Here is a 22,094-nt window from a genome sequence, read left to right on the forward strand (position 1 = left end):
ACGACGACCAACCTCATCCGCCTCGGGTGAAGCGCCGCGCGGACATCGACGGAAGCATTGTTCCCATGACGCAGCCAGTTTCTCTCGGACCCGTGGAAATGGTCGTCCTGTCGTTCCCTGGAACGCAGATCGACGCGGCAGTGACAGCAGCCTTCGCGGAAGTGATCGACGGTGGCTACGCCACGATCCTCGACCTCATCTATCTGTCGAAGGACGCCGACGGCACCCTCAGTCAGATCGAGATCGACGAACCACTCTCCGAAACCGGGCTCGACGGCATCACCGTCGACCCACTCGGACTCGTCAGCGACGAGGACCTCGACGTCGTCCGCTCGTCGATGGAGCCCAATACCTCGGCCGTCGTGATCGTGTACGAGGAGACGTGGGCTCGCAAGCTCGCCGGCGAAGTTCGCAGAGCAGGCGGCGAGGTCGAACTGCACGTTCAGGTCCCGCGTGATGCAGTCGAAGCAGCCTTGTCTGCGTCGTCGAAACAGTAGCGGCACTTTCTGCGTCGTCGAAACAGTAGCGGCACTCGCCGCATTCCAGAAAGAGGTAGTCCCATGGTCTTCCGTAGAGGACGCGTCGGCCGTCCGGGTCTGCTCGGCACGGTCGCACGCACCGCCGTCATCTCGGGCACAGCCACCGCCACGTCCAATGCCATCAACCGGCGCGGTCAGCAACGCGCGGCCGAACAGCAGGCCTACACCGCGCAACAGGCTCCGCCGCCGCTCCCGCCACAGGACTATCCCGCGCCGGCGCCTGCAGCGCCCGCTTCCTCCGATGACCTGGTCTCGAAGCTGAAGCAGCTCGGTGAGCTTCACACAGCAGGCGTGTTGTCCGACGATGAGTTCGCCGCCGCGAAAAAGCAGCTCCTCGGCTGAGTTTCATCCGCAACGGGTGAGCCGGGGTTCGCCGGCCGACTGATTGACTGGCCGTCATGGGCACCACAATCGGAGAAGTCCTTCCACTGGCCGTAGGTGTCGCGATCTCGCCGATACCCATCGTCGCAGTCATCTTGATGTTGCTGTCGCGCAACGCCCGAGCAACAAGCTCCGGGTTCGGTCTCGGCTGGGTGGTCGGGATTCTTGCGGTCACCGGGATCATGATCCTCCTGTCCGGTTCGCTCACCCCGGAGGACGATGGGGAATCGTCAACAGGATGGGCCAAGGTGATCCTCGGCCTCCTCCTGATCCTCCTTGCCTTCAAACAGTGGCACTCGCGCGCCGACACCACGCCCCCGAAGTGGATGCAGGCGCTCGACGAGTTCACATTCATCAAGGCCGCCGGTCTCGGGTTGGCGCTGTCTGCGGTGAACCCCAAGAACTTGCTCCTGTGCGCGTCGGCGGGTGTCACCATCGGTACAGCGGGACTGTCCTCGGGCAATGCGGTGGTGGTATGGCTCGTCTTCACCATCCTGGCTGCCTGCTCGGTCCTCGTTCCCGTCATCGGGTACGCATTCGCGGCGGAACGACTGGCCGATACGCTCGATGCGGCCAAGAACTGGTTGCAGGCGAACAATCACATGGTGATGGCCATCGTGCTACTGATCATGGGGGTGACCGTCGTCGGCAAGGGTCTCGGAGGGCTGTGATGAACCGCCGGACCGCGCGCTCCTGGCCCGTCTTCGGATCGTTGCAGGGATACCGACGATCGTGGATCCGCGCCGACGTGGTCGCCGGGTTGACAGTCTGGGCGGTTCTCGTTCCTGAGGCGCTCGCCTACGCGACGATCGCCGGGGTTCCTCCGGTGATCGGCCTGTATGCGGCGATACCCGCCCTGGTGCTGTATGCGGCAGCGGGAAGCTCGAGGCACCTCGTGGTCGGCCCGATGTCGGCCACCGCCGCGCTGTCGGCCGCGATCATCGCGCCGATCGCCGGCGCCGACGACGGCAAGTTCGTGGCGCTGTCTGCGGGGCTGGCGATCGCGACGGGAATCGTCGGACTGATCGCGGGGTTCGCGCGCCTCGGATTCATTGCGTCGTTCATCTCCGAACCGGTGTTGAAGGGGTTCATCGTCGGCCTCGCGTTGACGATCATCATCGGACAGGTACCCAAGCTTTTCGGTATCGAGAAGACGGAAGGCAACTTCTTCGTCCAGGCATGGGGAGTGATCCGAGGTCTCGGCGGCACCGACTGGCGCACCCTGTTCGTCGGAATCTTCTGTCTGGTTGTCGTACTGGGATTCAAGCGATGGTTGCCGCGCATCCCCGGTGCGCTGGTCGCGGTGGCTGCCGGAATCCTCGCGGTGGTGGTCTTCCGCCTCGACGACAAGGGTGTGACGATCGTAGGGCAGATCGATTCCGGGCTACCTGCACTCGGCATGCCCGAAGGGCTCGATTTCCACGACTACATCGATCTTCTGGGGCCCGCCGTCGGAGTCCTGTTGATCGGGTTCGCCGAAGGCCTCGGCGCTGCGAAAACCTACGCGGTCAAACACGGCTACACCGTCGATCCCAACCGTGAACTGCTGGGCCTCGGCGTCGCCAACCTCGGATCCGGGCTCAGCTCGGGCATGGTCGTCAACGGCAGCCTGTCCAAGACCGCCGTCAACGGCGGAGCGGGCGCCAAGACACAGGTCAGCGGGCTCGTGGTCGCGGCGCTGGTGGTCCTGACCCTGCTGTTCCTCACCGGGTTGTTCGAGCAGTTGCCCGACGCCGCACTCGCCGCGATCGTGATCGCGGCAGTCATCGAACTTGTCGACTTCGCCGCGCTGCGCCGCCTCTACCGGGTCTGGACCGACAGACTCGGCAGCATCTACGGCCTCGCCGCCCGCGAAGATTTCGCGGCGGCGATCGCAGCGATGCTGGGCGTGCTGCTGTTCGATACGCTCCCCGGTCTCGTCATCGGCATCGGCGTATCGATGCTGCTGCTGCTGTACCGGTCGTCGCGACCGCACGTCGCGTCGCTGGTTCGCATGGGCGACCGGTGGGTGGATGTCACCGCGCGCCCGAGCGACCATGCCACCGGCAGGCCCGAGGTTCTCGTGGTACGTGTCGAATCCGGTCTCTATTTTGCGAATTCCGACTATGTACACCAGCAGATCGAAGCGCGGTGCACCGACGAAACGCGCGTCGTCGTGCTGGATGCGGAGACGTCCCCGTTCATCGATGTCAGTGCCGCACAGATGCTGCTCGAACTACGCGACACGCTCGCCGAGCGTGGCATCACGCTGCGTATCGCCCGCGACATCGGCCAATTCGGCGACGTGCTGGAACATTCCGGTTCAGGAGGAGCGCCGATCGCGGTGTATCCCACTGTCCGGGCTGCCATCGCCGATCCGTACACAACAGTCGATCCGGACGCGAGCTGACCCACTCGACGAATCTCACCCTCATCGCATGAAGACCGGATGTCAACAGAAGTCCTAGCGTCGAGTCCGACAACATCACTGCGTCACTGAAGTGAGGAAACCCATGGCCGGAACCTTGACCGTATGGAAGTTCGAATCCGATTCCGGTGCCGAGACAGCCGTCGAGACGTTGAAAGACCTGCAGCGGCGAGAACTCATCACCGTTCACGATGCCGCCGTGGTGAGCTGGGCAGAAGGAGCAAAGAAACCGAAGACACGTCAACTGAACAATCTCGCGGGAGTCGGGGCGCTGGGCGGCGCGTTCTGGGGATTGCTGTTCGGAATCCTGTTCTTCATCCCCCTCATCGGCGCTGCCGTCGGAGCCGGGATCGGTGCCCTGAGCGGTTCTCTGACCGATGTCGGAATCGACGACAGCTTCATCAACCAGTTGAAAGAGAAGATCACTCCGGGCACCTCCGCCTTGTTCGTCCTGACCTCCGACGCGACCCTCGATCGAGTTCACGACGAGTTCAAAGGGCAGAAAGCCGAACTGATCTCGACGAACCTCTCCCATGGCCAGGAAGCAGCCCTGCGCGAAGTCTTCGCCGAATAGCACAGCGTCGACCAGGAGGAATCCGGATGGGCTCCCGATACACACCTGTGAACACAGAATCGGCACCGCTCCCTTGGACGATTCCTCGTGGTTTGATCGTCCTCCTTTCCCTGGCAGCCACCGTCGTCGCGGTTGCCGGGGCAAGGGCGCTGTCAGGCCTGCTCGCTCCACTCTTTCTGGCTTTGATGCTCACCATCGCGGTGCAGCCGATCCAGACATGGGCGCAGCGGCGGGGCATTCCCGCGTGGGCGGGGATGCTCGCCGCCCTGGCGGCCGTCTACGCGATCCTGCTCGGATTGATCGGCGCACTCCTGCTGTCGGTCGCGCAACTGGCCACAGAGCTACCGCAGTACACGGACAGCTTGAACAACCTGCTCGACGGAGTTCATGCGCAGTTGAGTAACGCCGGAGTCGACGACGATCGCATCGCCACCACGCTGGGCAGCCTCGATCTCGGGAAGCTCGTCAGCTTCCTCGATGGGCTGCTTGCCGGACTCCTCGGCGTGGTCTCGAACCTCGTCTTCATCATGGCTCTGCTGCTCTTCATGGCGGTCGACGGAAGCACCATCGGGCGTCGCATGCGCGTCATCGACCGGCTGCGACCCGACATCTCCTACGCTCTCTCGGCTTTCGTCGGTGGAACACGCAAGTACCTGATCGTGTCCACGGTCTTCGGCCTCATCGTCGCGGTCTTCGACGGTGTCGCGCTGTTGTTGCTGGGTGTACCTCTCCCCATCCTCTGGGCGCTGCTGTCGTTCATCACCAACTACATCCCGAACGTCGGCTTCATCATCGGACTCGTTCCGCCCGCACTTCTCGCCTTGCTCGAGGGTGGACCGGCGCTCATGGTCTGGGTGATCGTCGTCTACAGCGTCATCAACTTCGTGATCCAGTCGATCATCCAACCGAAGTTCGTCGGTGACGCAGTCGGATTGAGCGTCACGGTGACATTCCTGTCGCTGGTGTTCTGGTCGTGGGTACTGGGGGCTCTGGGAGCGCTACTGGCCGTGCCGTTGACGCTGCTCGTGAAAGCGCTTCTCATCGACATCGACCAGTCCACCCGGTGGGTCGACGCCTTGATCGGCGATTCGTCCCCCGACACCGAAGAGCCCGGGATCCTCGACGACGCAGCCGAACAACAGGAGCGTCACGTCGAGGCCCCGGGCTGACCGGTGCCGTCCACCTCGTCAGGCAGTCGTCGGCGCGAGTGCCTCGTCCACCTTCTCTACCTTTTCCGCCTGAGCGTTGTTTTCGAGCAGTTGCCGCACGAGCCACAAGCTCAGCACCCGGGTGACCGCGGCCGCGAGATAGACGAACCCGCCGATCAAGGTGAGCGCGATGAATCCGATGCTCAGCAGCTGATACGACATCAGGTCCCGCGTATCCGACAGCGTCAGCGACGCAATGTAGATCACGAATGCCGCAACGGCTCCGACGATCATCAGCGTCAGGCCGATGATCCGTCCCTTACCTCCGCCGGAGCCCGCACTGGCCGAGTCGAGCCCCAATGCGGCCACATCCTTCTTGAACTGTTCACGTCGTTCGTCGACGAGAGTCATGGTCAACCTCCTAGGTAACTGGTGGACAGTGCTTCTTCGATCTCCGCCGGATCACCGGTACGAACCACTCGCCCCTGCAACATGAGTCCGGCACTGGTCGCGATGGGAAGCACTGCCCGCGCGAACTGTTCCGCGACGAGAATCGAGACCCCTTCGGCCGCAAGCTCACCCACGATGTCGTAGATCTGCGAGACGATCCGCGGCGCCAACCCCATCGACAGTTCGTCGAGCAACAACACGGTCGGATTGGTGCCCAACGCCCGCGACAGAGCGAGCATCTGTTGCTCGCCACCCGACATGGACCCGGCCAGCTGGGTGCGTCGCTCACCGAGAATCGGGAATCGCGTGTAGGCGACCTCTTCGAGCTCGGCCAGGGAAACGCCGGTGCCCGTGGCGATCCACAGGTTCTCCCGCACCGTCAGGTTGGGGAACACACCGCGCCCTTCCGGGATCGAGCAGACTCCCAGACGCGCCAACTCTGCTGCAGACGCACCGTTGACGACGCGACCGGCCAGCCGGAACTCCCCCGAGGTCACCGGATGGATTCCGGAGCACACCTTCAGCGTCGTCGTCTTACCGCCGCCGTTGGGGCCGAGCAACGCCACGACCGCGCCCGGCGCCACCGCGAGGTCGACGCCGTGCAGAACCTCGATCGACCCGTACGCCGCACGTACATCCACCAACTCGAGCAGAAACTCGGTTTTCATGTCGAGCGGAGACTCGGTGCTCATACCGCTTCCTCCTCGGTTCCGATGTACGCATTGATCACCGTCTGGTCGTTCTTGATCTCGTCCGGAACTCCGCTGGCGAGAATCGCACCGTAGTCCAGGACGTGAATCGTCGAACAGATCTTCATGACCAGCGGAATGTCGTGTTCGACAAGGCAGATCGCGAGGCCCCCGTCGGCGAGACCGCTGAGCAGAGCCGAGAATTCCTCGGTTTCCTGCTCCGTCTGCCCGGATGCCGGCTCGTCGAGCAACAGGACCCTCGGAGAGGTCATGAGCGCTCGCGCCACCTCCACCACACGGGCACGCCCGGTGGGGATATCCGAAACATCCTTGCCCGCGATATCCGCCAGGCCGGTCAGTTCGAGCAACCGGTCGGTCTCGGCTTCCACATCGATGCGTGCGCGACTGTTGGCATTGTGGATGTCGCCTGCCACGCGCAGATTGTCGCGCACCGACAACGATACGAACAGTTCGAGACGCTGGAAGGTCCGCGCGAGGCCACGACGCGCCCGCTTGTACGGCGGGGCCGACGTGATATCGCGACCGTCGAGGAACACCGTGCCTGCCGTCGGTTTCTGCAAACCGGTGATGGTGTTGAACAAGGTGGTCTTCCCGGCACCGTTCGGGCCGATCAGCCCTGTGATGGTTCCGTTCGATATCCCGATGCTCACATCTTTGACTGCCTTGTGACCACCGAATTGAACCGTGATACCTCGTGTTTCGAGAATCGGTGCGTCAGCCATTGGTGACCAGCTCCTTGTCGGTCCGGGCGGGAGAGGTCGCCAGGTACTCGGCGATACCGAGTTCCCGGTCGATCTCGTCGCGCACCTGATCGCTGTAGGGGACGTCGAGACCCACGCGCTCCGGTACCAGCGGCGCGCGCCGCTTCGCTTCCTCGGCTCCGAGCACCGCCTCCGGCATCAGCCACTGCCCCATGACGGGAAGTATGAACACCGTCGCGATGGTGATCGATGCGAACCACCAGTTGTCCAGAATGCCTACGAGCGCAAGGAAGTAGGACACCAGCACCACGGCAGCTCCACCGATCAGCACCGGCTTCGCGTTCGCGAGATGACGGTAGCCTTCGACCATCTGATGGACACTGCCACTGGGGTTGGCCGCAACTCCGATACCGATCAGCGCCGGGCTCACCGCGGCAATATGGCCGAAGAGCGTCCACATGTCGGCGTGACCCGGTTGCGCTGCAGCAAGGTTCGCGAACGAGGTCATGATGACTGCGAAACCGATACCCGACATGATGCCACCGAACAGCGCACCAGACACGTACCCGATGCCCGCGACGACCGTGAGCATCAGCAGCGACAGGCTCACCATGATCGAGAAGCTCTCGGCGGACACCGAACCCATTGCACTCGCCATGAACAGGCCGCCGAGCCCCGCGATGCCGGACGACAGCATGAACACTCCGAGCTTGAGTCGCACGAGACTCTGTCCGAGCATCGCCGATGCCGCAGGGCTGTCCTTCATCGCGGCCAGTCGTCGTCCGTAGCCGCTGTTGCGCAGAGCGATGATGCCGACGCCGAGCACAGCGAACACAACCGTCATGGTCATGAGGAACACGGTCTCGTTGCTCAGATCCAGTGGCCCGACCTTCAGCGGCGGAATTGCGATGTTTGCGTCGGTGAAGATGGAGAACTCGATACCGAAGAGTTCGCGCGTCGTGGTGTCGCGCAACACCATGTTCGACAGGAACACACCGAACGCCATGGTGGCCAACGCCAGATACAGACCGCGGAGCCGCAGTGCAGGTAGTGCGATCAGCCCGCCGATCACGGCTGTCACAGCGACACCGAGCGCCACACCCCACAGGTTCAGGTGCGCGGCGAGTCCGGCACCGGAGATCCCGAAGTGGAACGCGACGATCGTGGAGATCGCCCCGAACGACACCGGCGCCAGGTTCATCTCACCCGCGTACCCGGTGAGCAGCGTCAACGACAACGCGATGATCGCGAAGGTCATACCGATGGTCAGTGTGGTGACCGCCGAGGTCACCATCAGCAGTCGGATCGCGTAGACGATGACCACCAACGCCACCGCCCACGCCACGGCCTTACGCACCGACGGCACGTGATAGCGCTCGCGAGTGCGGGTCACCGCGCCGCGCAGACGGTCCTGCGGAAGCACGATCAGGACGACGAACAACGCGATCATCGGCAGCGACACACGCAGATTCGACGTCCATGTCCACGCGGTCGGGAAGTATGCGAGCACGTAGGTGGCTGCCAAGCCGAGGAAGAGCGCCCCTGCGAAGGTGCGGGGAATGCTGCGCAGCCGACCGAACATCGCGGCGGCAAACGCATCGATGACCAGCAACGTCAACATGTTCGCTTCGAGGGTGCCGCCGTTGATCGGTGTCACGAGGATCCCGGCCAGCACCGCGAGCGTCGACCCCATCATCCACGACAGGGCTGCGAGCCGGTCGGGGTCGTGCCCGTTGAGCCGCAACAGGTCCGGGTCGTCCACGACGCCGCGCATCGCGACGCCCGCACGGGTCCTGGTGAACATCACGCGCAGCCCCACCGCGATGAGTATGGCGACCGCGATGCAGATCAGTTCGTGATAGCGGATCCCGACGCCGAATATATCGATGCCGTTCCGGTCGCCGAAGAACATCGTCATCGTCCTGGCCTGCTCGGGATGCCAGAACCAGTGCGATACGGACAGCATGCCGAGCAGGATCGAGACCGTGACGACGATCTTGGTGACTTCCGCGGTGTCGCGCATGCCGCGCATGATCACGACGTAGAGCAGCAGCCCCATCATCGGCCCGAGCACGCCGAGCGTGAGGATGAGCGCCACCGGGGTGGGCAGACCCCAGCCGTAACGCAGCTGCCAGTAGACGAATGCGCCCAGCATGGCCTGCGCGCCGTGCGCGAAGTTGAAGATGCCCGACGTGTTGTAGGTGAGAACGAGGCCCGATGCGGCGATGGCATATACCGAACCGAGCACCAACCCCACGATCGTGAAGGTCAGGAAGGTATCCATGCAAGTACCTCTGGTCGAGGGTGTCGGCGGTCGCAGGGGCGTCCGCCGACACCGGTCGAAGGGATCAGGCGGTCGGCCTGATGACGTTCGGGTTCAGGAATTTCGTGGAGATGCGGTCGGGGCCCAGTTCGGTGCCCCACGTGCTCGGATCGGTCGCGACGAGGTACTTGTCGTCGCACTTGAACTGGCCCGCCTCGGCGGGGAACGCCTGCGAGTACTCCACACCCTTCACCGTCACCATCAGCCCGCACTTGGCCGGCATGTTGGCGCCCGGGTCGGTGGCGGCATGCAGTCCGCCGCCGTCCCATTCGTGGACCTGCGAGAGCTCGTTCACCATGCACTGCCGGGTCAGGTCGGAGCCGCAGTCCTTCGCGGCAGTGGCCCACAGCAGGAACGACGACGTGGCCTGCATTCCGAGCAACGCGGTCTTGCCACCCGCTTCGGTGACGAGGTCGACGTACTGCTTCACGGCCGGGATCGAGTCACTGTTCTCCAGCATCTGGAAGGTCATGCCGGCATGCAGGTTGTCGAGCAGGCCGTTCTCACCGTTCCACGCGGGCACGGCGTTGGCATACCAGGTGGCCTCACCGAGAATGATCGGATCGATACCGACCTGGTCGAGTGCCTTGACGAAGTTGAACTCGGCGGGCACCGGCGAGCGAGATGTCCACAGGCCCTTGACGCCGCATTGCTTGAACTTCTCGGCGAACGGGACGTAGCTCGATTCACCTTCGTAGTTGAGGGTGACGCCGCAGTTCTTGAGCGTGAATCCGGCCGCTTCGGCGATCGAGCGGGTCTTGGTGTTCGCCGAGATGATCGTCGGCATCGTGCTGTCGATGATGTCGAACTCCCCGACGAGCTCGGGGTGCATCTCCGCCATCTGGAACCACTGCGACCCGTTCGCGTGGTCGACCGGGAACGGAACGCCCTGGAAGGTCATGGGCCCGTTCGCCGCGTCGGGCGACACGGTGAACCCGGGGACGGACACGAGGTTGCAGGCGACACGCGTCTGCTCGGAGGTCTGGTCCATGGCGAAGCCGTGACCGACCAGCATGAATTCGGACGTACACGCGTTCTGCGTGACGGCGTTCGCCTGCGTCATCGCTGCGTCGTAGCGGGTGCCGACGATCGTGCGTCCGTTGATGCCGCCCTGGTCGTTGCACCAATCGATCATGGCCGCGACGGCGTCGCCCATTTCCTTGTTCAGGCCCGGGCTCTTGGTGTAGCCGCTGTCGTCGCCGTAGCCGATCCGGATCTCGGTGTCGGTGACGCCCTGGTCCGTTCCCCCCGCGGCATCGCCTGCACCGCAGGGCGACTCGAGAGTTCCGAACTTCACATCGGTGGGAGCGGCGACCGCTTCCGCGGCGGCGGCCGGAGCGAGCCCGGCAAGTGACGGATCCTGACCGCGATCCGATGCACAGGCCGTGGTCACCGCCATGGTGGCGGCCAGGCCGGCCACCAGCTTCGAAGCAGTACTGCGTTTCACGATGAGGAGCTCCTTCGTCTCGAGCGCGCCGAGGACGGCGAGGGAATCGGACCTCGCGGCGGCATATCGGGGTGCCGAGAAAGTAGCCAGCGGCGTGCAACGGACATCTCGGACTCCCGGTGAGTGAGACTTGGGCGTGATCGGCACCACAGCGCACTCCCGGTCAGTGGTAACGGTCACGCCATACTGGGGACCCGGCGTGAGATCGTCGCGCGGCAATGAGTGAAGTACCCCTCGGCGATACCGAAGAAAGGCGATCGAAGTGACAGCACCAGCTGACGTCCAACAGATGCTGCAGAAGGTCGTATCCCAACTGACAGGCCCCGGCGGACGGTTCGAGATCGCTGTGGAGGAGGTCCGTGGGAACGCCATGCCGGTGATGGTCAATCGCGATCGGCGTGTCGGCGACGTCATCGCTGCATCGAAGGCGTGGGGCGACCGCGACTACATCGTCACGGCCGACCGACGTATCTCCTTCGCGCAGCACGCCGACGCGGTGGCTGCCCTGGCCACGACCCTGCGCGACGAACACGGCGTGGGCAAGGGCGACCGGGTCGCGATCCTTGCCGCCAATTCGCCGGAATGGATCATCACCTTCTGGGCGACGCAGTCCCTCGGTGCGATCAGCGTCGGGCTCAACTCGTGGTGGGTGCCCGCAGAGATCGCGTACGGCGTCGACCTGGTGAAGCCGAAGGTGATCGTGGCCGACGCCAAGCGCGCCGCGCTGCTCGCCACGGCCGAGGTGTCCGGGTTCGATGTGCTCTCGATGGAAGAGGATGTGCCGCGGATCGTGGCCGCAGCGTCCGGCGCCGAGCTCCCGGTCACCGACGTTGCCGAGGACGACCCCGCCGTCATCCTGTTCACCAGCGGCACCAGCGGACGCCCCAAGGGTGCGGTGCACTCCCAGCGGAACCTGCTCGCCGTCATCGACTACCACCGGTTCAACGATGCGATGATGGCGACGATGTACGGGCGCCAGTACGACGACTCCGCGCCGAGCGACCTTCGCTACCTGCTGACCTCGCCGCTGTTCCACATCGCCAGCCTGCACAACCTCGCCGTTCCGCGGCTCGCCACCGGCAGCGCGCTCGTCATGACCGAAGGCGCCTTCGACGTCGACAAGGTGTTCACCTTGATCGACCGCGAGAAGGTCACCAACTGGGGCGCCGTCCCGACCATGGCGTCGCGCATGCTCGAGCACGAGGACACCGACAAGTACGACCTGTCGTCGCTGAGCGCGTTCGCGCTGGCGTCCGCACCGTCGTCACCGGCGTTCAAGAAGCGGCTGCAGGAGAAGTTCCCCTTTGCCCAGCAGGCGCTGGTGGACAGCTACGGCCTGACCGAGTGCAGCACCGCGATCGCTGTGGCGACCGCACCCGAGCTCGAAGCCTTCCCCGGCACCCTCGGCAACCCGATTCTCACGGTGAGCATGGAGATCCGCGACCCGTTCGGCGAGAAGGTGGCCGACGGCGTCGAAGGTGAGATCTGCGTTCGCAGCCCGTTCGTGATGCTCGGCTACTGGGAGAACGACGCGGCCACCGACGCCGCGATCACCTCCGACGGATGGTTGCGCACCGGCGACTACGCAGTCCTCCAGAACGGTCGCCTCCGGTTGACCGGCCGGCGTTCCGATCTGATCCTGCGGGGCGGAGAGAACGTGTACCCCACCGAGATCGAGCAGGCACTCGACGAGCATCCCGATGTCCAGGAGTGCGCGGTCATCGGTGTCGCGGACGAAGATCTCGGGCAGGAAGTCGCGGCAGTGGTGGTGTTGCGACCCGGCGGTGGGGCGACCGAAGACGATCTTCGGGGCTTCCTGAAGGACCGTCTCTCCTACTACAAGATCCCGAAGACGTGGAAGATCACGCAGGATCTCCTGCCGCGCAACGCGACCGGCAAGATCATCCGGCGCGATCTCGCGGTCTGACGATAGTCACAACCGAAAAGGCAGATACACATCTTCCGAAGGTGTGTATCTGCCTTTTCTGCGTCAACCGCGGGGGAGCTCTTACCCCAGCCCGAACAACACAGCCGCGTTGTCGTGGCACACCTCGCGCACCCACGCGGAATCCGGCGCGAACCGTTCGACCGCCTCGAGCTGGTGAAGGTAGCCGTACGGAATGTTGGGGAAATCGCTGCCGAGAAGAATCCTCGACCGGAGGGCGTCGAGCCTGGGCAATGCCGCCTCGGGGAACGGCATATCCGCTTCGACGAAGTCGGTGAACGCCATCGTGGTGTCGAGGTACACGCGTGGGTGCTCGTCCGCGAGGTCGAGGAAAGCCTCGTACTCCGGCATACCCATGTGCGCCACGATCACCGTCAGATTCGGATACCGCCGCATCAGTTCGGCCATCGGCCCGGGGCCGGTGTGCGTTCCGGGAGCGGGCCCCGACCCGCAGTGCACGACGATCGGCAGGCCCGCGTCCTCGAGTAGCCCCCACACATCTTTCAGCTGTGGATCGAGTGGCGTGTAGTCGCCGACCTGAATGTGGGATTTGAACACCGCTGCGCCGGACGAGATCGCGTCGGACACGTAGGACGCCGCGCCCGGCTCGGGATAGAACGTCGCGGTGTGCAGGCAATCCGGGGTGCGGGCGGCGAAATCCGCCGACCATGCGTTGAGCCACGCCGCCATTTCCGGTCGATGCGGGTAGAGCATCGACGTGAAATACCGGACCCCGAACGCGCGCAGGCGCTCGACGCGTTCCTCTTCGGTGTGCCGGTAGGTGATGGGCCAGGTCCGTCCGACGAGCGGCCCCGCGGTGTCGAAGTACTCCCAGACCTTGTCCATCACGCTCTTCGGCATGAAATGCGTGTGGACATCGATGAGCGCATCGATGCCGTGACGCCGACGGAACTGCGCAATCTGCTCGATCTCGTTCACACAGCGACCGTACCGGGGTCGATCGACGTCCGTCTGCGCACCGATACCGATAGAAAAACCCGAGTTCAGAGCGGTATCGGACTCGATCCTAGCAATCCCTCTGGCTTAGGTTATGCTAACCGTTTTATAGGGTGTCCTAAACGACACCCCCACCCCTTTGTGAGCAAGCAGCGAGGAAATTTGATGAACGCATCCCGCCTGTACCGAGGTGCCGTCCTCGGCACCCTGGCTGCCCTGGCCCTGACGGCATGTTCGAGCGACCCCGCCACCGAGGCGACCGACGACACCGCCGCCACTGTCACCGTCGAAGACAACTTCGGTCCCCAGACGGTCACCGTGCCGCCGCAATCCGTGGTCGCCACCGACAACAGCACGTTCGAGACTCTCGACACGTGGGGTATCCCGCTCGCCGCAGGCGCGGTCACCCTCATGCCGAACACGATCTCCTACACGGAGGACGAGAGCATCATCGACCTGGGCTCACATCGTGAGCCCAACCTCGAAGCCATCGTCGCCGCAGATCCGGACCTGATCATCAACGGCGGACGGTTCGCCCAGTTCCGCGAACAGTTCCAGGACCTCGCACCGGACGCCGCCATCGTCGAGGTTGCTCCGCGCGACGGCGAGTCCTTCGACGCCGAACTCAAGCGCGGCGTCACGGTTCTCGGCGAGATCTTCGACAAGGAAACCGAAGCACAGGCTCTCAGCGATGCGTTCGACGAATCCATCGCCCGCGTGCAGGCCGCATACTCCCCCGACCAGTCGGTGATGGGTCTCATCGTGTCCGGTGGCCAGATCGGGTACGTCGCCCCGAGCACCGGTCGCACCATCGGCCCCATGTTCGACATCTTCGGCATGACCCCCGCTCTCGACGTTCCCGAGGGAACCGACGACCATCAGGGCGACGACATCTCCGTCGAGGCCATCGCAGCCTCCAACCCGGGCCTGATCATCATCATGGACCGCGATGCCGGCACCTCGACCGGTGGCGGACCGGACTACATCCCTGCCACCACGGTGATCGAGCAGTCCCAGGCGCTGCAGAATGTGGCGGCGGTCCAGGAGGGCAACATCATCTACCTGCCCACCGACACGTACACCAACGAGAGCATCCAGACCTACACGGAGTTCTTCAACTCCCTCGCGGATCTGCTCGAAAAGCAGAACACACAGGGCGAAGCGAACAACTGATCTTCGCGCGAGCGAAGTGAGTACCTGACGCACAGCGTCGATTGCCGTGGGCCCGGCTACCAGGTCGAGCCCACGGCCGACGTGATTCACGACTGAGAACGACGGTGGCATGAGTACGCAGACCCAATCCTCCCGGACCGGGGAGAAGCTGTTCGACTGGAAGCTCCTACTGGGATTTCTCGGGGTCGGAGTCCTGCTGGTCATATCACTGTTCACCGGTGTGTTCGATATCTTCGGCGGCGAATTCGGCTGGGAGATGTTCAGCATCACCCGCATCCCCCGCACGATCGCGCTGGTCCTCGCCGGCGCAGCGATGGCGATGTCCGGCCTGGTCATGCAGTTGCTCACCCAGAACCGCTTCGTGGAACCGACGACGACCGGCACCACCGAATGGGCCGGACTCGGTTTGCTGCTCATGATGATCGTCTTTCCCACCGCGGGCCTCATGCCCCGGATGATCGGCGCGATCGGCGCCGCCTTCGTCGGGACGATGATCTTTTTTCTCTTCCTACGGCGGGTGCAGCTGTCGTCGTCGCTGATCGTTCCCATCGTCGGCATCATGCTCGGCGCCGTCGTCGGCTCCATCACCACGTACATCGCTCTCTCCACCGACAAACTCCAGAGCCTGGGCATCTGGTTCGCCGGAAGCTTCACATCCATCGTCAAGGGTCAGTACGAAGCCCTCTGGATCGTTGCGATCGTCGCGGTGCTGGTGTTCGTCGTCGCCGACCGACTCACGGTCGCCGGACTCGGTGAGGACGTGGCCACCAATGTCGGCCTGAACTACAACCGCATCATTCTTCTGGGAACCGGTCTCATCGCCATCTCCACCGGAGTCGTGACCGTCGTGGTGGGCGCCCTGCCGTTCCTCGGGCTCATCGTTCCCAACATCGTGTCGATGTTCCGTGGCGACGACCTGCGCAGCAACCTCCCGTGGGTGTGTCTGCTCGGCATCGCCATCGTGACCGTCTGCGACCTGATCGGCCGGACGATCATCATGCCGTTCGAAGTACCGGTATCCCTGATCCTCGGAGTCGTGGGCTCCGTCGTCTTCATCACCCTGCTTCTCCGGAGCCGCCGCAATGCCTGATACGACACTCCCTGAGAAGACAAAGCCTGATACGGCCGTCGAGCCCGCGCCTACCACTGCTGTGAAGACCGAGCACACGGGCTCGGGAGCATTCGCCACCGCACGCCAACAGCGTCGCTACTGGATCCTCGTCGGAGCCCTGGTTCTGCTGTCCGTCGTCGTCGCCGTGGGGATCGTGACCTGGAACAACCCGGTGCCCTTCGGGACGGCAGGATTCTGGCGGATCACGCAGATGCGCGCGACCAACCTCGTTGTGATCGCCATCGTCGTCGTGTGTCAGGCCGTCGCGACAGTGTCGTTCCAGTCGGCGACGAACAACCGCATCATCACACCTTCCATCATGGGTTTCGAGGCGCTCTACGTCGCGATCCAGACCGCTGCCATCTTCTTCCTGGGCGCGGTCGGGGTGACGACGCTCCAAGGGGTGCCGCAGTTTGCCCTCATGCTCGTCCTGATGATCGGCTTCTCGCTCGTGCTCTACGGATGGTTGCTCTCCGGCAAGTACGGGAACATGCAGGTGATGCTCCTGGTCGGCATCGTCCTCGGTGGCGGCCTCGGCTCCGTGGCCACCTTCATGCAGCGCATGCTTACCCCCAGCGAGTTCGACATCCTCACCGCCAAACTGTTCGGGTCGGTGTCCAATGCGGATGCGTCCTATCTGCCGCTGGCGATCCCGCTCTGCATCGCGTCTGCGGGAACGCTGTGGTGGCGATCCCGCAGGCTCGACATCGTGGCGCTCGGTAAGGACATGACCACGAACCTCGGCCTGAACCATCGCCGCGAGATCCTGCTCATTCTGTTCCTGGTGTCGGTCCTCATGGCCACCACCACAGCGCTCGTGGGCCCCATGACATTCCTCGGCTTCCTCGTCGCGACCCTGGCCTACCAGTTCGCGGCCACGCACGATCACCGCTTCGTGTTCCCGGTCGCGATCCTCACCGGGTTCGTCATCCTGGGCGGTGCCTACTTCGTCCTGAAGAACATCTTCTACGCCGAAGGCGCCGTCTCCATCATCATCGAGGCCGTCGGCGGCTCGGTGTTCCTCTACGTGATTCTCCGGAAGGGCAGACTGTGATCGAGATCAAGGGACTCCGTAAGGAGTACAGCAGCACGGTCACGATCGGCGATATCGACCTGACCATCCCCGCGGGCGGAATCACCGCCCTCGTCGGACCCAACGGCGCAGGCAAGTCGACGATGCTCACGATCGTGGGCCGGTTGCTCGGCGCCGACTCCGGGACCATCGAGATCGCCGGCTACGACGTGTCGAGCACCAAGTCGAAGGACCTCGCGAAGATCGTCTCGATCCTCCGCCAGGAGAACCACTTCGTGACCCGTTTGACGGTGCGCCAACTCGTGGGCTTCGGACGTTTCCCGCATTCGAAGGGCCGCCTCACCCGCGACGACGAGACGGCCATCACCAAGGCCATCGAGTTCTTCGGCCTCACCGACCTCGAACACCGCTATCTGGACCAGCTCTCCGGTGGGCAGCGGCAGCGCGCCTACGTGGCGATGGTGCTGTGCCAGGACACCGACTACATCCTGCTGGACGAGCCGCTGAACAACCTGGACATGAAGCACTCGGTCCAGATGATGCAGCACCTCCACAAGGTGGCCGTCGAGCTCGGACGCACCGTGGTCATCGTGCTCCACGACATCAACTTCGCCGGCCACTACGCCGACCGGATCTGCGCGATGAAGGACGGCAAGGTAGTGGAGTTCGGGACCCCCGACGAGATCCTGGTGGACGAGGTGCTCACGCGGGTGTTCGACACCCCTGTCACCTGCGTCGACGGGCCGAATGGCCGCCTCGCCGTCTACTACTGACGCCGAGCTGTACTACCGACTCAGAACAGGGTCATTTCGGCGTCGGCGGCGGGCGAAGTCTTCTTGGGCTTGACCGCGGCGGGCGCGATCTTCGGGACCTCGATCGGGCCGGGCAGGGCGGCGGCCTCACGTGCCGCCTCACCGGCGAGCTTGTCGGCGACCTCGTTGAAGTGGTTGCCGACGTGCCCCCGCACCCAGCGGAACCTCACGGGGCCCGTGCGTCCGGCGATTTCGCGGTCGATGTCGCGGACCAGATCGAGGTTCTTCACCGGAGCACCCGACGCTGTCTTCCAGCCCTTGCGCTTCCAGCCCGGCAGCCACTCGGACGCGCACTTGATGGCGTACTGCGAATCGGATTCGATGAGCAACGGGTCGGGGCCCGGATGAGCGCGGAGTGCTTCGAGCAGCGCCCACAGCTCCGCGATCTGATTGGTACCGGAGCGATCACCACCCGACGCGCTGGGGCCTTCGTGATTGACCCACGCCCACCCGATGGCGCCACCGGGATTGCGCAAACAGGATCCGTCGGTGCTCACGATGATCATGTGCGAACCATAGCGTCTCCGTAAATCCGATACTTTCCGCCACCTGAATTCAAGTGGCAGGCGGTACAGATCCACGTTCCTCACGGCTACCCGAGACATCCTGCGACACCGCGGGCTCGACCGTGTCCCACACCGACGCTCGAGATGCAGGACGAGGCTTCGATTTGTTCACCCCCTCAGAGGCCGTCGGGGTCGGAACACTATGGCGGACACGACGATGCCGCTGCCTGCCCGGTGTCGGACCGGTCTTGTCCCGACATTTCCGCACGGGGGCATGCATGGTGGTGCGGATCTCCAGACTCCCACCACGTGTCTGGACCGCTTTCCCGCGTCCCAACAATCCGCGTTTGGCGAGGTTCACCCCCGCCACATCATCACGATTCCCACCCACCTCGCAGGTCTGACACCACGCATCGTGATACCCCTTCGGCCGGGCGAGTTCCTCGTTGCAGCCCGGACACAACGATGACGACCCGCGGGCGGGTACCGACACCACCACCACACCCTCGCGGGCTGCAGTATGAGTGAGGGCGTCGGCGGCTTTACGGCGCGGGGACTGCGCCGCCCGATTGTTGTTCACCCGGCCACGCCCACGGGGTTCGAGAGTGGCGAGGTCTTCGACTGCGATCACCGTCGCGTCGGCGGCGACCGCGTACCCGGTGACCTGACGCGCGAAATGGAACGCGAGTTCCCGGTTGATCTTCCCGCGCTTGGCGCCCACGGCGGCGCGATTCTCATCGAGCACGGCGATCTTCGCTTCGAGCTCCGCGCGGAGCTGCGGTGGCGCAGTCTCGGCGAGCCGAGTCAGGCGGGCGGCCTTGCGGTGCAGGAATTGACCTTCGGTCTGAAGGCGAGCCAGCTTGATACCGAGGCCGCGGTCGTCGTAGGTGTAGCCCTGAAAATCGGAGACCAGCCCGTCGCCGGTGTCGGTGGTGATCGCGGCGGCGCCGAGGGTCGACGGTGACCAGTCCACCCCCACCGCGATCGTTGCTGCCGGCAGATTCGTTGCGGGGACGGCTTCGGTGGCGGCGCAGCGCAGCAGCAGACCTCGACCGTCGTGGGTCAGGGTCGGTAGATGCCATCCGGTGATCGGTCGGCCGTGCAGGTGGGGTGGAAGCGCGGCGGTCAACCGCACCGCCCGCCAGTGTGCTCGCCCGGTGGGGGTGGCTGTGGTCGGGAGTTTGACCATCAACACCATCGTGTTGCCGGTGACGGTGAGCTCGGCGAGTTGCCGATCGGCGGCGGCGAGGCGGGCCATCGGGCTGACCTGCGGTGGGGTTTGGATATCGGTGATCCGCACCCGTGTGGAGGGCGATTCATCCGCCGCTGTTTCATCCGCCGCTGTCGATGCAACGGACATCGGTGCACCGGATGGTGCGTCACTCGAGACTTCCTTGCTCGAGGTTGCGCCCGTGCGGCCGATACAGGCGACCAACTGCCGTCGCACACACCGCGCGAACCCCGACGGCACAGACAGCTCACCATCGGCCGGTGCGCGCACACGCCCGGTGACCGGATCGAACCGGGCCGACAGTGCAGCGATCACGGAATCCCGATACGCCGAGGTCCGCAACGTCGCTGTGGCCTGTGCGGTGACCACCCGCGACACCCGTGACGGCACATAACACCCGTCGGGGTAGGTGGGGGTCCAGCCGAGACGGGCGGCGGCGACGTGCCCGTGCTTCGGCAGTGCCCGGCCGTCACCGTCCCGGCCAGCAGCGAGGGCATCGAAAGTGTCGGGGTGCCACAGCCTGGTGAGCAATTCTGTTTCGGCGCCGGTGATCAGGTCGAGCAGCCACCCGACACGACTATCGATGTCGTCGAGTCCGATCGGTTCACCGCTGGTGTCGTCAACCGCGAGGTGGGGGCGGGTGGTGAACGAAAACTGGCGCCGCTCGGTCAGTTCGGTGCCGGCCATCGCGTCCCCCCTTCGTCCCCCGGTTGCGGGCTTCACTGAGGATGCCGCGTGTGTTCTTCCCGGCAGTGCCGGTGTGAGGTGTCGGCGGTGACGATAACGCGGGCCACCGACACGTTCCGTTCAGCCCGCGCCGCGGCATCGCGTTTGGGGTGTGCGCTGCGGGTCGTTCCGGGGTTCGTCCGAAGATCCGCTTCGTCGACGATGCGGTGATCGGAGCAGGTACGACGAGCTGTGAACCGAAACTCCGCCGCGGTGCATGAGAATCTGTACTACGCGGATGTCGAGGTATTCCGCGGTCTCCTCGAGTGGCGGATGGGGTTGGACGGAAGTGTCAGTGAGGATGAGGGAGTACCGTACTTCTCGTCGACTGTTGTGAGCCGTCCCCGTCCGACACCGGCGAAACCCGTGTTCAGTTCCCGGGAGTACGGTGATTCGGTGCCCACGTCCACATTCGAAATGGACACCCGTATAAGAGTGCCATGGCCCGTCGACCTCGTGTCGACGCTTCGGCCTCTCCAGCGTGGCGCGTGGGATCCATGTCACCGCACCGACGGCTCTGGCGTGTGGCGGGTGTCTCGGATGGAGTCCGGTCCGGTGACCTACCGCCTGACCCAGGACGGCCCGAACGGAGCGCACGCCCGGTTGTGGGGTCCGGGCTCGGCAGAACTGCACGAGCAACTACCCGCCCTCCTCGGCGCACACGACGACCCGTCCGGCTTCGCACCCGAGCATCCCGCACTCGTCGAGGCCCACCGGCGATTCCCGGCACTGCGGATCACGCGTACCGGCCGTGTCCTCGAATCGCTCGTGCCCGCCGTGCTCGAGCAACGAGTACACGGCGTCGCGGCGTTCGCATCGTGGCGCCGCCTCGTCACGCGTTTCGGCGACCCCGCGCCCGGACCCGCACCGGCAGGCATGCGCGTGCCACCGAGCGCTCAGGTGTGGCGTCGCATCCCGTCGTGGGAGTTCCACAAGGCGAACGTCGATCCGTCCCGTGCCCGCACGATCGTGCGGTGCGCACAGCTCGCCGACCGTCTCGAGCGTTTGTGCGACGACGCCCCGGACGAAGCCCAGCGGAAGCTGCGGACACTGCCGGGCATCGGGGTGTGGACTGCGGCCGAGGTCGCACAGCGCGCGTTCGGCGACGCCGACGCCCTGTCCGTGGGCGACTACCACCTGGCGAACGTGGTCGGCCGGTCGCTGCTCGGCGAACCCCTCGACGATGCGGGAATGGTCGAGTACCTCGAACCGCTACGACCGCATCGTTATCGAGCGGTCCGGCTGATCGTCGCATCCGGTGGATACTCACAGGTTCCGAAGCGCGGACCACGCACGCCCATCACCGACCACCGCGGACGGTGATAGGGACGCACCTCACGGAACTTCCTTCCCAGACGTCGCCGAACGTAGACTCCGTCCATGCCCGCCACCGTTGCACCGACCGGTCCGGCCCGACTCGAGCATCTGCCCAGTTTCCTGCTGAGCCAGGCAGCGCGGCACATCCACCGCGTCGTGTTCGACCGGCTCGACGCTGCCGATGCCCGCGGGCACCATTACCGAGTGCTCGCCGCGCTGGACGAGTACGGGTCGTCCAGCCAGATCGATCTGGGGCGCCGGTGTGGCCTCGACCGCAGCGACGTCGTGGCCGTCGTCGACGCACTCGTCGACCGGCATTTCGTCGAGCGTGCCCCCGACCCGAGCGACCGGCGCCGGAATATCATCAGCCTCACCCGCCGAGGGCGCAATCGGCTGTTCGAACTCGAGCTGGCGCTCACCGCAGTGCAAGATGTGGCGTTCGCCCCGCTGGAAGCGGATGAACGTGCACAATTCGCTGCGATGCTGACCAAGCTTGTGGGGCATCACTCTCGCGCGGACCGGTAACGTGCCGCTTCCGTGGCCGTAGGCTTGACGGTGCAGACAACCGGAGATCCCGGAGCACTGCCTACGAAAGGACCACGC

At 64.6% G+C, this 22,094-nt stretch carries 21 protein-coding genes; 13 read left to right on the forward strand and 8 right to left on the reverse strand.

Annotation, left to right across the window (positions count from 1 at the left end):
- Positions 1–65 precede the first annotated feature (65 nt).
- The 6 genes from ACFWCF_RS24565 to ACFWCF_RS24590 all read left to right on the forward strand — a co-directional run bounded on the left by ACFWCF_RS24565 (position 66) and on the right by ACFWCF_RS24590 (position 5,070).
- On the forward strand, positions 66–497 hold the full coding sequence (locus tag ACFWCF_RS24565) for a DUF6325 family protein (RefSeq protein ID WP_378567258.1): 432 nt from the start codon (positions 66–68) through the stop codon (positions 495–497).
- 63 nt (positions 498–560) lie between these two features.
- Positions 561–881: an SHOCT domain-containing protein gene (locus tag ACFWCF_RS24570; RefSeq protein WP_378567261.1), complete on the forward strand. Its 321-nt coding sequence runs from the start codon at positions 561–563 to the stop codon at positions 879–881.
- Positions 882–937: 56 nt separating this feature from the next.
- On the forward strand, positions 938–1,591 hold the full coding sequence (locus tag ACFWCF_RS24575; protein ID WP_378567264.1) for a GAP family protein: 654 nt from the start codon (positions 938–940) through the stop codon (positions 1,589–1,591).
- The gene (locus ACFWCF_RS24580; protein WP_378567267.1) at positions 1,591–3,309 is read left to right on the forward strand and encodes a SulP family inorganic anion transporter; all 1,719 of its coding nucleotides are present in this window, start codon (positions 1,591–1,593) and stop codon (positions 3,307–3,309) included. The genes ACFWCF_RS24575 and ACFWCF_RS24580 overlap by 1 nt, the downstream gene beginning before the upstream one ends.
- A gap of 103 nt (positions 3,310–3,412) precedes the next feature.
- Positions 3,413–3,901, forward strand: a complete 489-nt coding sequence (locus ACFWCF_RS24585) for a DUF1269 domain-containing protein (protein ID WP_378567270.1) — start codon at positions 3,413–3,415, stop codon at positions 3,899–3,901.
- 26 nt (positions 3,902–3,927) lie between these two features.
- Positions 3,928–5,070 carry an AI-2E family transporter gene (locus ACFWCF_RS24590; protein WP_378567273.1) on the forward strand — a complete coding sequence of 381 codons (1,143 nt, stop codon included), beginning with the start codon at positions 3,928–3,930 and terminating at the stop codon, positions 5,068–5,070.
- Between the two features lie 18 nt (positions 5,071–5,088).
- Here the strand turns inward: ACFWCF_RS24590 and ACFWCF_RS24595 are convergent, their stop codons facing one another.
- From ACFWCF_RS24595 to ACFWCF_RS24615, 5 genes are all read right to left on the reverse strand, one after another.
- The gene (locus tag ACFWCF_RS24595) at positions 5,089–5,466 is read right to left on the reverse strand and encodes a hypothetical protein (protein ID WP_378488565.1); all 378 of its coding nucleotides are present in this window, start codon (positions 5,464–5,466) and stop codon (positions 5,089–5,091) included.
- The gene (locus ACFWCF_RS24600) at positions 5,463–6,167 is read right to left on the reverse strand and encodes an ABC transporter ATP-binding protein (protein WP_378567331.1); all 705 of its coding nucleotides are present in this window, start codon (positions 6,165–6,167) and stop codon (positions 5,463–5,465) included. Before ACFWCF_RS24600 ends, ACFWCF_RS24595 begins: the two co-directional genes overlap by 4 nt.
- A gap of 20 nt (positions 6,168–6,187) precedes the next feature.
- Positions 6,188–6,931: an ABC transporter ATP-binding protein gene (locus tag ACFWCF_RS24605; RefSeq protein ID WP_378567277.1), complete on the reverse strand. Its 744-nt coding sequence runs from the start codon at positions 6,929–6,931 to the stop codon at positions 6,188–6,190.
- The gene (locus ACFWCF_RS24610; protein ID WP_378567280.1) at positions 6,924–9,194 is read right to left on the reverse strand and encodes an ABC transporter permease; all 2,271 of its coding nucleotides are present in this window, start codon (positions 9,192–9,194) and stop codon (positions 6,924–6,926) included. Before ACFWCF_RS24610 ends, ACFWCF_RS24605 begins: the two co-directional genes overlap by 8 nt.
- A 64-nt stretch (positions 9,195–9,258) precedes the next feature.
- Positions 9,259–10,632, reverse strand: a complete 1,374-nt coding sequence (locus ACFWCF_RS24615) for an ABC transporter substrate-binding protein (RefSeq protein WP_378567334.1) — start codon at positions 10,630–10,632, stop codon at positions 9,259–9,261.
- Between the two features lie 310 nt (positions 10,633–10,942).
- On the opposite strand from ACFWCF_RS24615, the gene ACFWCF_RS24620 reads away from it, so the two are divergent.
- A complete protein-coding gene (locus ACFWCF_RS24620; RefSeq protein WP_378567283.1) occupies positions 10,943–12,607 on the forward strand; it encodes a class I adenylate-forming enzyme family protein in 1,665 nt (554 codons plus the stop codon).
- Positions 12,608–12,688: 81 nt separating this feature from the next.
- On the opposite strand, the gene ACFWCF_RS24625 is transcribed toward ACFWCF_RS24620, so the two are convergent.
- Positions 12,689–13,564 carry an amidohydrolase family protein gene (locus ACFWCF_RS24625; RefSeq protein WP_378567286.1) on the reverse strand — a complete coding sequence of 292 codons (876 nt, stop codon included), beginning with the start codon at positions 13,562–13,564 and terminating at the stop codon, positions 12,689–12,691.
- Positions 13,565–13,747: 183 nt separating this feature from the next.
- On the opposite strand from ACFWCF_RS24625, the gene ACFWCF_RS24630 reads away from it, so the two are divergent.
- The 4 genes from ACFWCF_RS24630 (at position 13,748) to ACFWCF_RS24645 (ending at position 17,672) form a co-directional block, all read left to right on the forward strand.
- The gene (locus ACFWCF_RS24630; RefSeq protein WP_378567289.1) at positions 13,748–14,755 is read left to right on the forward strand and encodes a siderophore ABC transporter substrate-binding protein; all 1,008 of its coding nucleotides are present in this window, start codon (positions 13,748–13,750) and stop codon (positions 14,753–14,755) included.
- A 109-nt stretch (positions 14,756–14,864) separates the two neighbouring features.
- Complete coding sequence (locus ACFWCF_RS24635) at positions 14,865–15,845, forward strand: ABC transporter permease (RefSeq protein WP_378567292.1); 981 nt, start codon at positions 14,865–14,867, stop codon at positions 15,843–15,845.
- Complete coding sequence (locus tag ACFWCF_RS24640) at positions 15,838–16,920, forward strand: iron chelate uptake ABC transporter family permease subunit (protein WP_378567295.1); 1,083 nt, start codon at positions 15,838–15,840, stop codon at positions 16,918–16,920. Before ACFWCF_RS24635 ends, ACFWCF_RS24640 begins: the two co-directional genes overlap by 8 nt.
- Positions 16,917–17,672 (forward strand): ABC transporter ATP-binding protein, encoded by a 756-nt coding sequence (locus ACFWCF_RS24645; protein ID WP_378567298.1) that lies wholly within the window; start codon positions 16,917–16,919, stop codon positions 17,670–17,672. The genes ACFWCF_RS24640 and ACFWCF_RS24645 overlap by 4 nt, the downstream gene beginning before the upstream one ends.
- Positions 17,673–17,692: 20 nt before the next feature.
- Here ACFWCF_RS24645 and ACFWCF_RS24650 read toward each other — a convergent pair whose 3' ends face one another.
- Positions 17,693–18,217, reverse strand: coding sequence for a ribonuclease H (locus tag ACFWCF_RS24650; RefSeq protein WP_378567301.1), 525 nt, complete (start codon positions 18,215–18,217; stop codon positions 17,693–17,695).
- 49 nt (positions 18,218–18,266) lie between these two features.
- On the reverse strand, positions 18,267–20,135 hold the full coding sequence (locus tag ACFWCF_RS24655; RefSeq protein ID WP_378567304.1) for a zinc ribbon domain-containing protein: 1,869 nt from the start codon (positions 20,133–20,135) through the stop codon (positions 18,267–18,269).
- Positions 20,136–20,591: 456 nt separating this feature from the next.
- Between ACFWCF_RS24655 and ACFWCF_RS24660 the strand changes: the two genes are divergently transcribed.
- Together ACFWCF_RS24660 and ACFWCF_RS24665 are read left to right on the forward strand one after the other, a co-directional pair.
- A complete protein-coding gene (locus tag ACFWCF_RS24660) occupies positions 20,592–21,497 on the forward strand; it encodes a DNA-3-methyladenine glycosylase family protein (RefSeq protein ID WP_378567337.1) in 906 nt (301 codons plus the stop codon).
- Between the two features lie 57 nt (positions 21,498–21,554).
- The gene (locus ACFWCF_RS24665; protein WP_378567307.1) at positions 21,555–22,016 is read left to right on the forward strand and encodes a MarR family winged helix-turn-helix transcriptional regulator; all 462 of its coding nucleotides are present in this window, start codon (positions 21,555–21,557) and stop codon (positions 22,014–22,016) included.
- The last annotated feature ends 78 nt before the right edge of the window (positions 22,017–22,094 follow it).

Source organism: Rhodococcus sp. NPDC060090 (genome assembly GCF_042729855.1).
Classification (GTDB): domain Bacteria; phylum Actinomycetota; class Actinomycetes; order Mycobacteriales; family Mycobacteriaceae; genus Rhodococcus.

Excerpts from the sequence above, each read along its gene's own strand:
- ACFWCF_RS24590 (WP_378567273.1), top strand. The coding sequence starts at position 3,928 with ATGGGCTCCCGATACACACCTGTGAACACAGAATCGGCACCGCTCCCT.
- ACFWCF_RS24575 (WP_378567264.1), top strand. The coding sequence starts at position 938 with ATGGGCACCACAATCGGAGAAGTCCTTCCACTGGCCGTAGGTGTCGCG.
- ACFWCF_RS24655 (WP_378567304.1), bottom strand. The coding sequence starts at position 20,135 with ATGGCCGGCACCGAACTGACCGAGCGGCGCCAGTTTTCGTTCACCACC.
- ACFWCF_RS24615 (WP_378567334.1), bottom strand. The coding sequence starts at position 10,632 with ATGGCGGTGACCACGGCCTGTGCATCGGATCGCGGTCAGGATCCGTCA.
- ACFWCF_RS24630 (WP_378567289.1), top strand. The coding sequence starts at position 13,748 with ATGAACGCATCCCGCCTGTACCGAGGTGCCGTCCTCGGCACCCTGGCT.
- ACFWCF_RS24635 (WP_378567292.1), top strand. The coding sequence starts at position 14,865 with ATGAGTACGCAGACCCAATCCTCCCGGACCGGGGAGAAGCTGTTCGAC.
- ACFWCF_RS24600 (WP_378567331.1), bottom strand. The coding sequence starts at position 6,167 with ATGAAAACCGAGTTTCTGCTCGAGTTGGTGGATGTACGTGCGGCGTAC.
- ACFWCF_RS24610 (WP_378567280.1), bottom strand. The coding sequence starts at position 9,194 with ATGGATACCTTCCTGACCTTCACGATCGTGGGGTTGGTGCTCGGTTCG.
- ACFWCF_RS24650 (WP_378567301.1), bottom strand. The coding sequence starts at position 18,217 with ATGATCATCGTGAGCACCGACGGATCCTGTTTGCGCAATCCCGGTGGC.
- ACFWCF_RS24605 (WP_378567277.1), bottom strand. The coding sequence starts at position 6,931 with ATGGCTGACGCACCGATTCTCGAAACACGAGGTATCACGGTTCAATTC.
- ACFWCF_RS24580 (WP_378567267.1), top strand. The coding sequence starts at position 1,591 with ATGAACCGCCGGACCGCGCGCTCCTGGCCCGTCTTCGGATCGTTGCAG.
- ACFWCF_RS24570 (WP_378567261.1), top strand. The coding sequence starts at position 561 with ATGGTCTTCCGTAGAGGACGCGTCGGCCGTCCGGGTCTGCTCGGCACG.
- ACFWCF_RS24640 (WP_378567295.1), top strand. The coding sequence starts at position 15,838 with ATGCCTGATACGACACTCCCTGAGAAGACAAAGCCTGATACGGCCGTC.
- ACFWCF_RS24585 (WP_378567270.1), top strand. The coding sequence starts at position 3,413 with ATGGCCGGAACCTTGACCGTATGGAAGTTCGAATCCGATTCCGGTGCC.
- ACFWCF_RS24660 (WP_378567337.1), top strand. The coding sequence starts at position 20,592 with ATGGACACCCGTATAAGAGTGCCATGGCCCGTCGACCTCGTGTCGACG.
- ACFWCF_RS24565 (WP_378567258.1), top strand. The coding sequence starts at position 66 with ATGACGCAGCCAGTTTCTCTCGGACCCGTGGAAATGGTCGTCCTGTCG.
- ACFWCF_RS24665 (WP_378567307.1), top strand. The coding sequence starts at position 21,555 with ATGCCCGCCACCGTTGCACCGACCGGTCCGGCCCGACTCGAGCATCTG.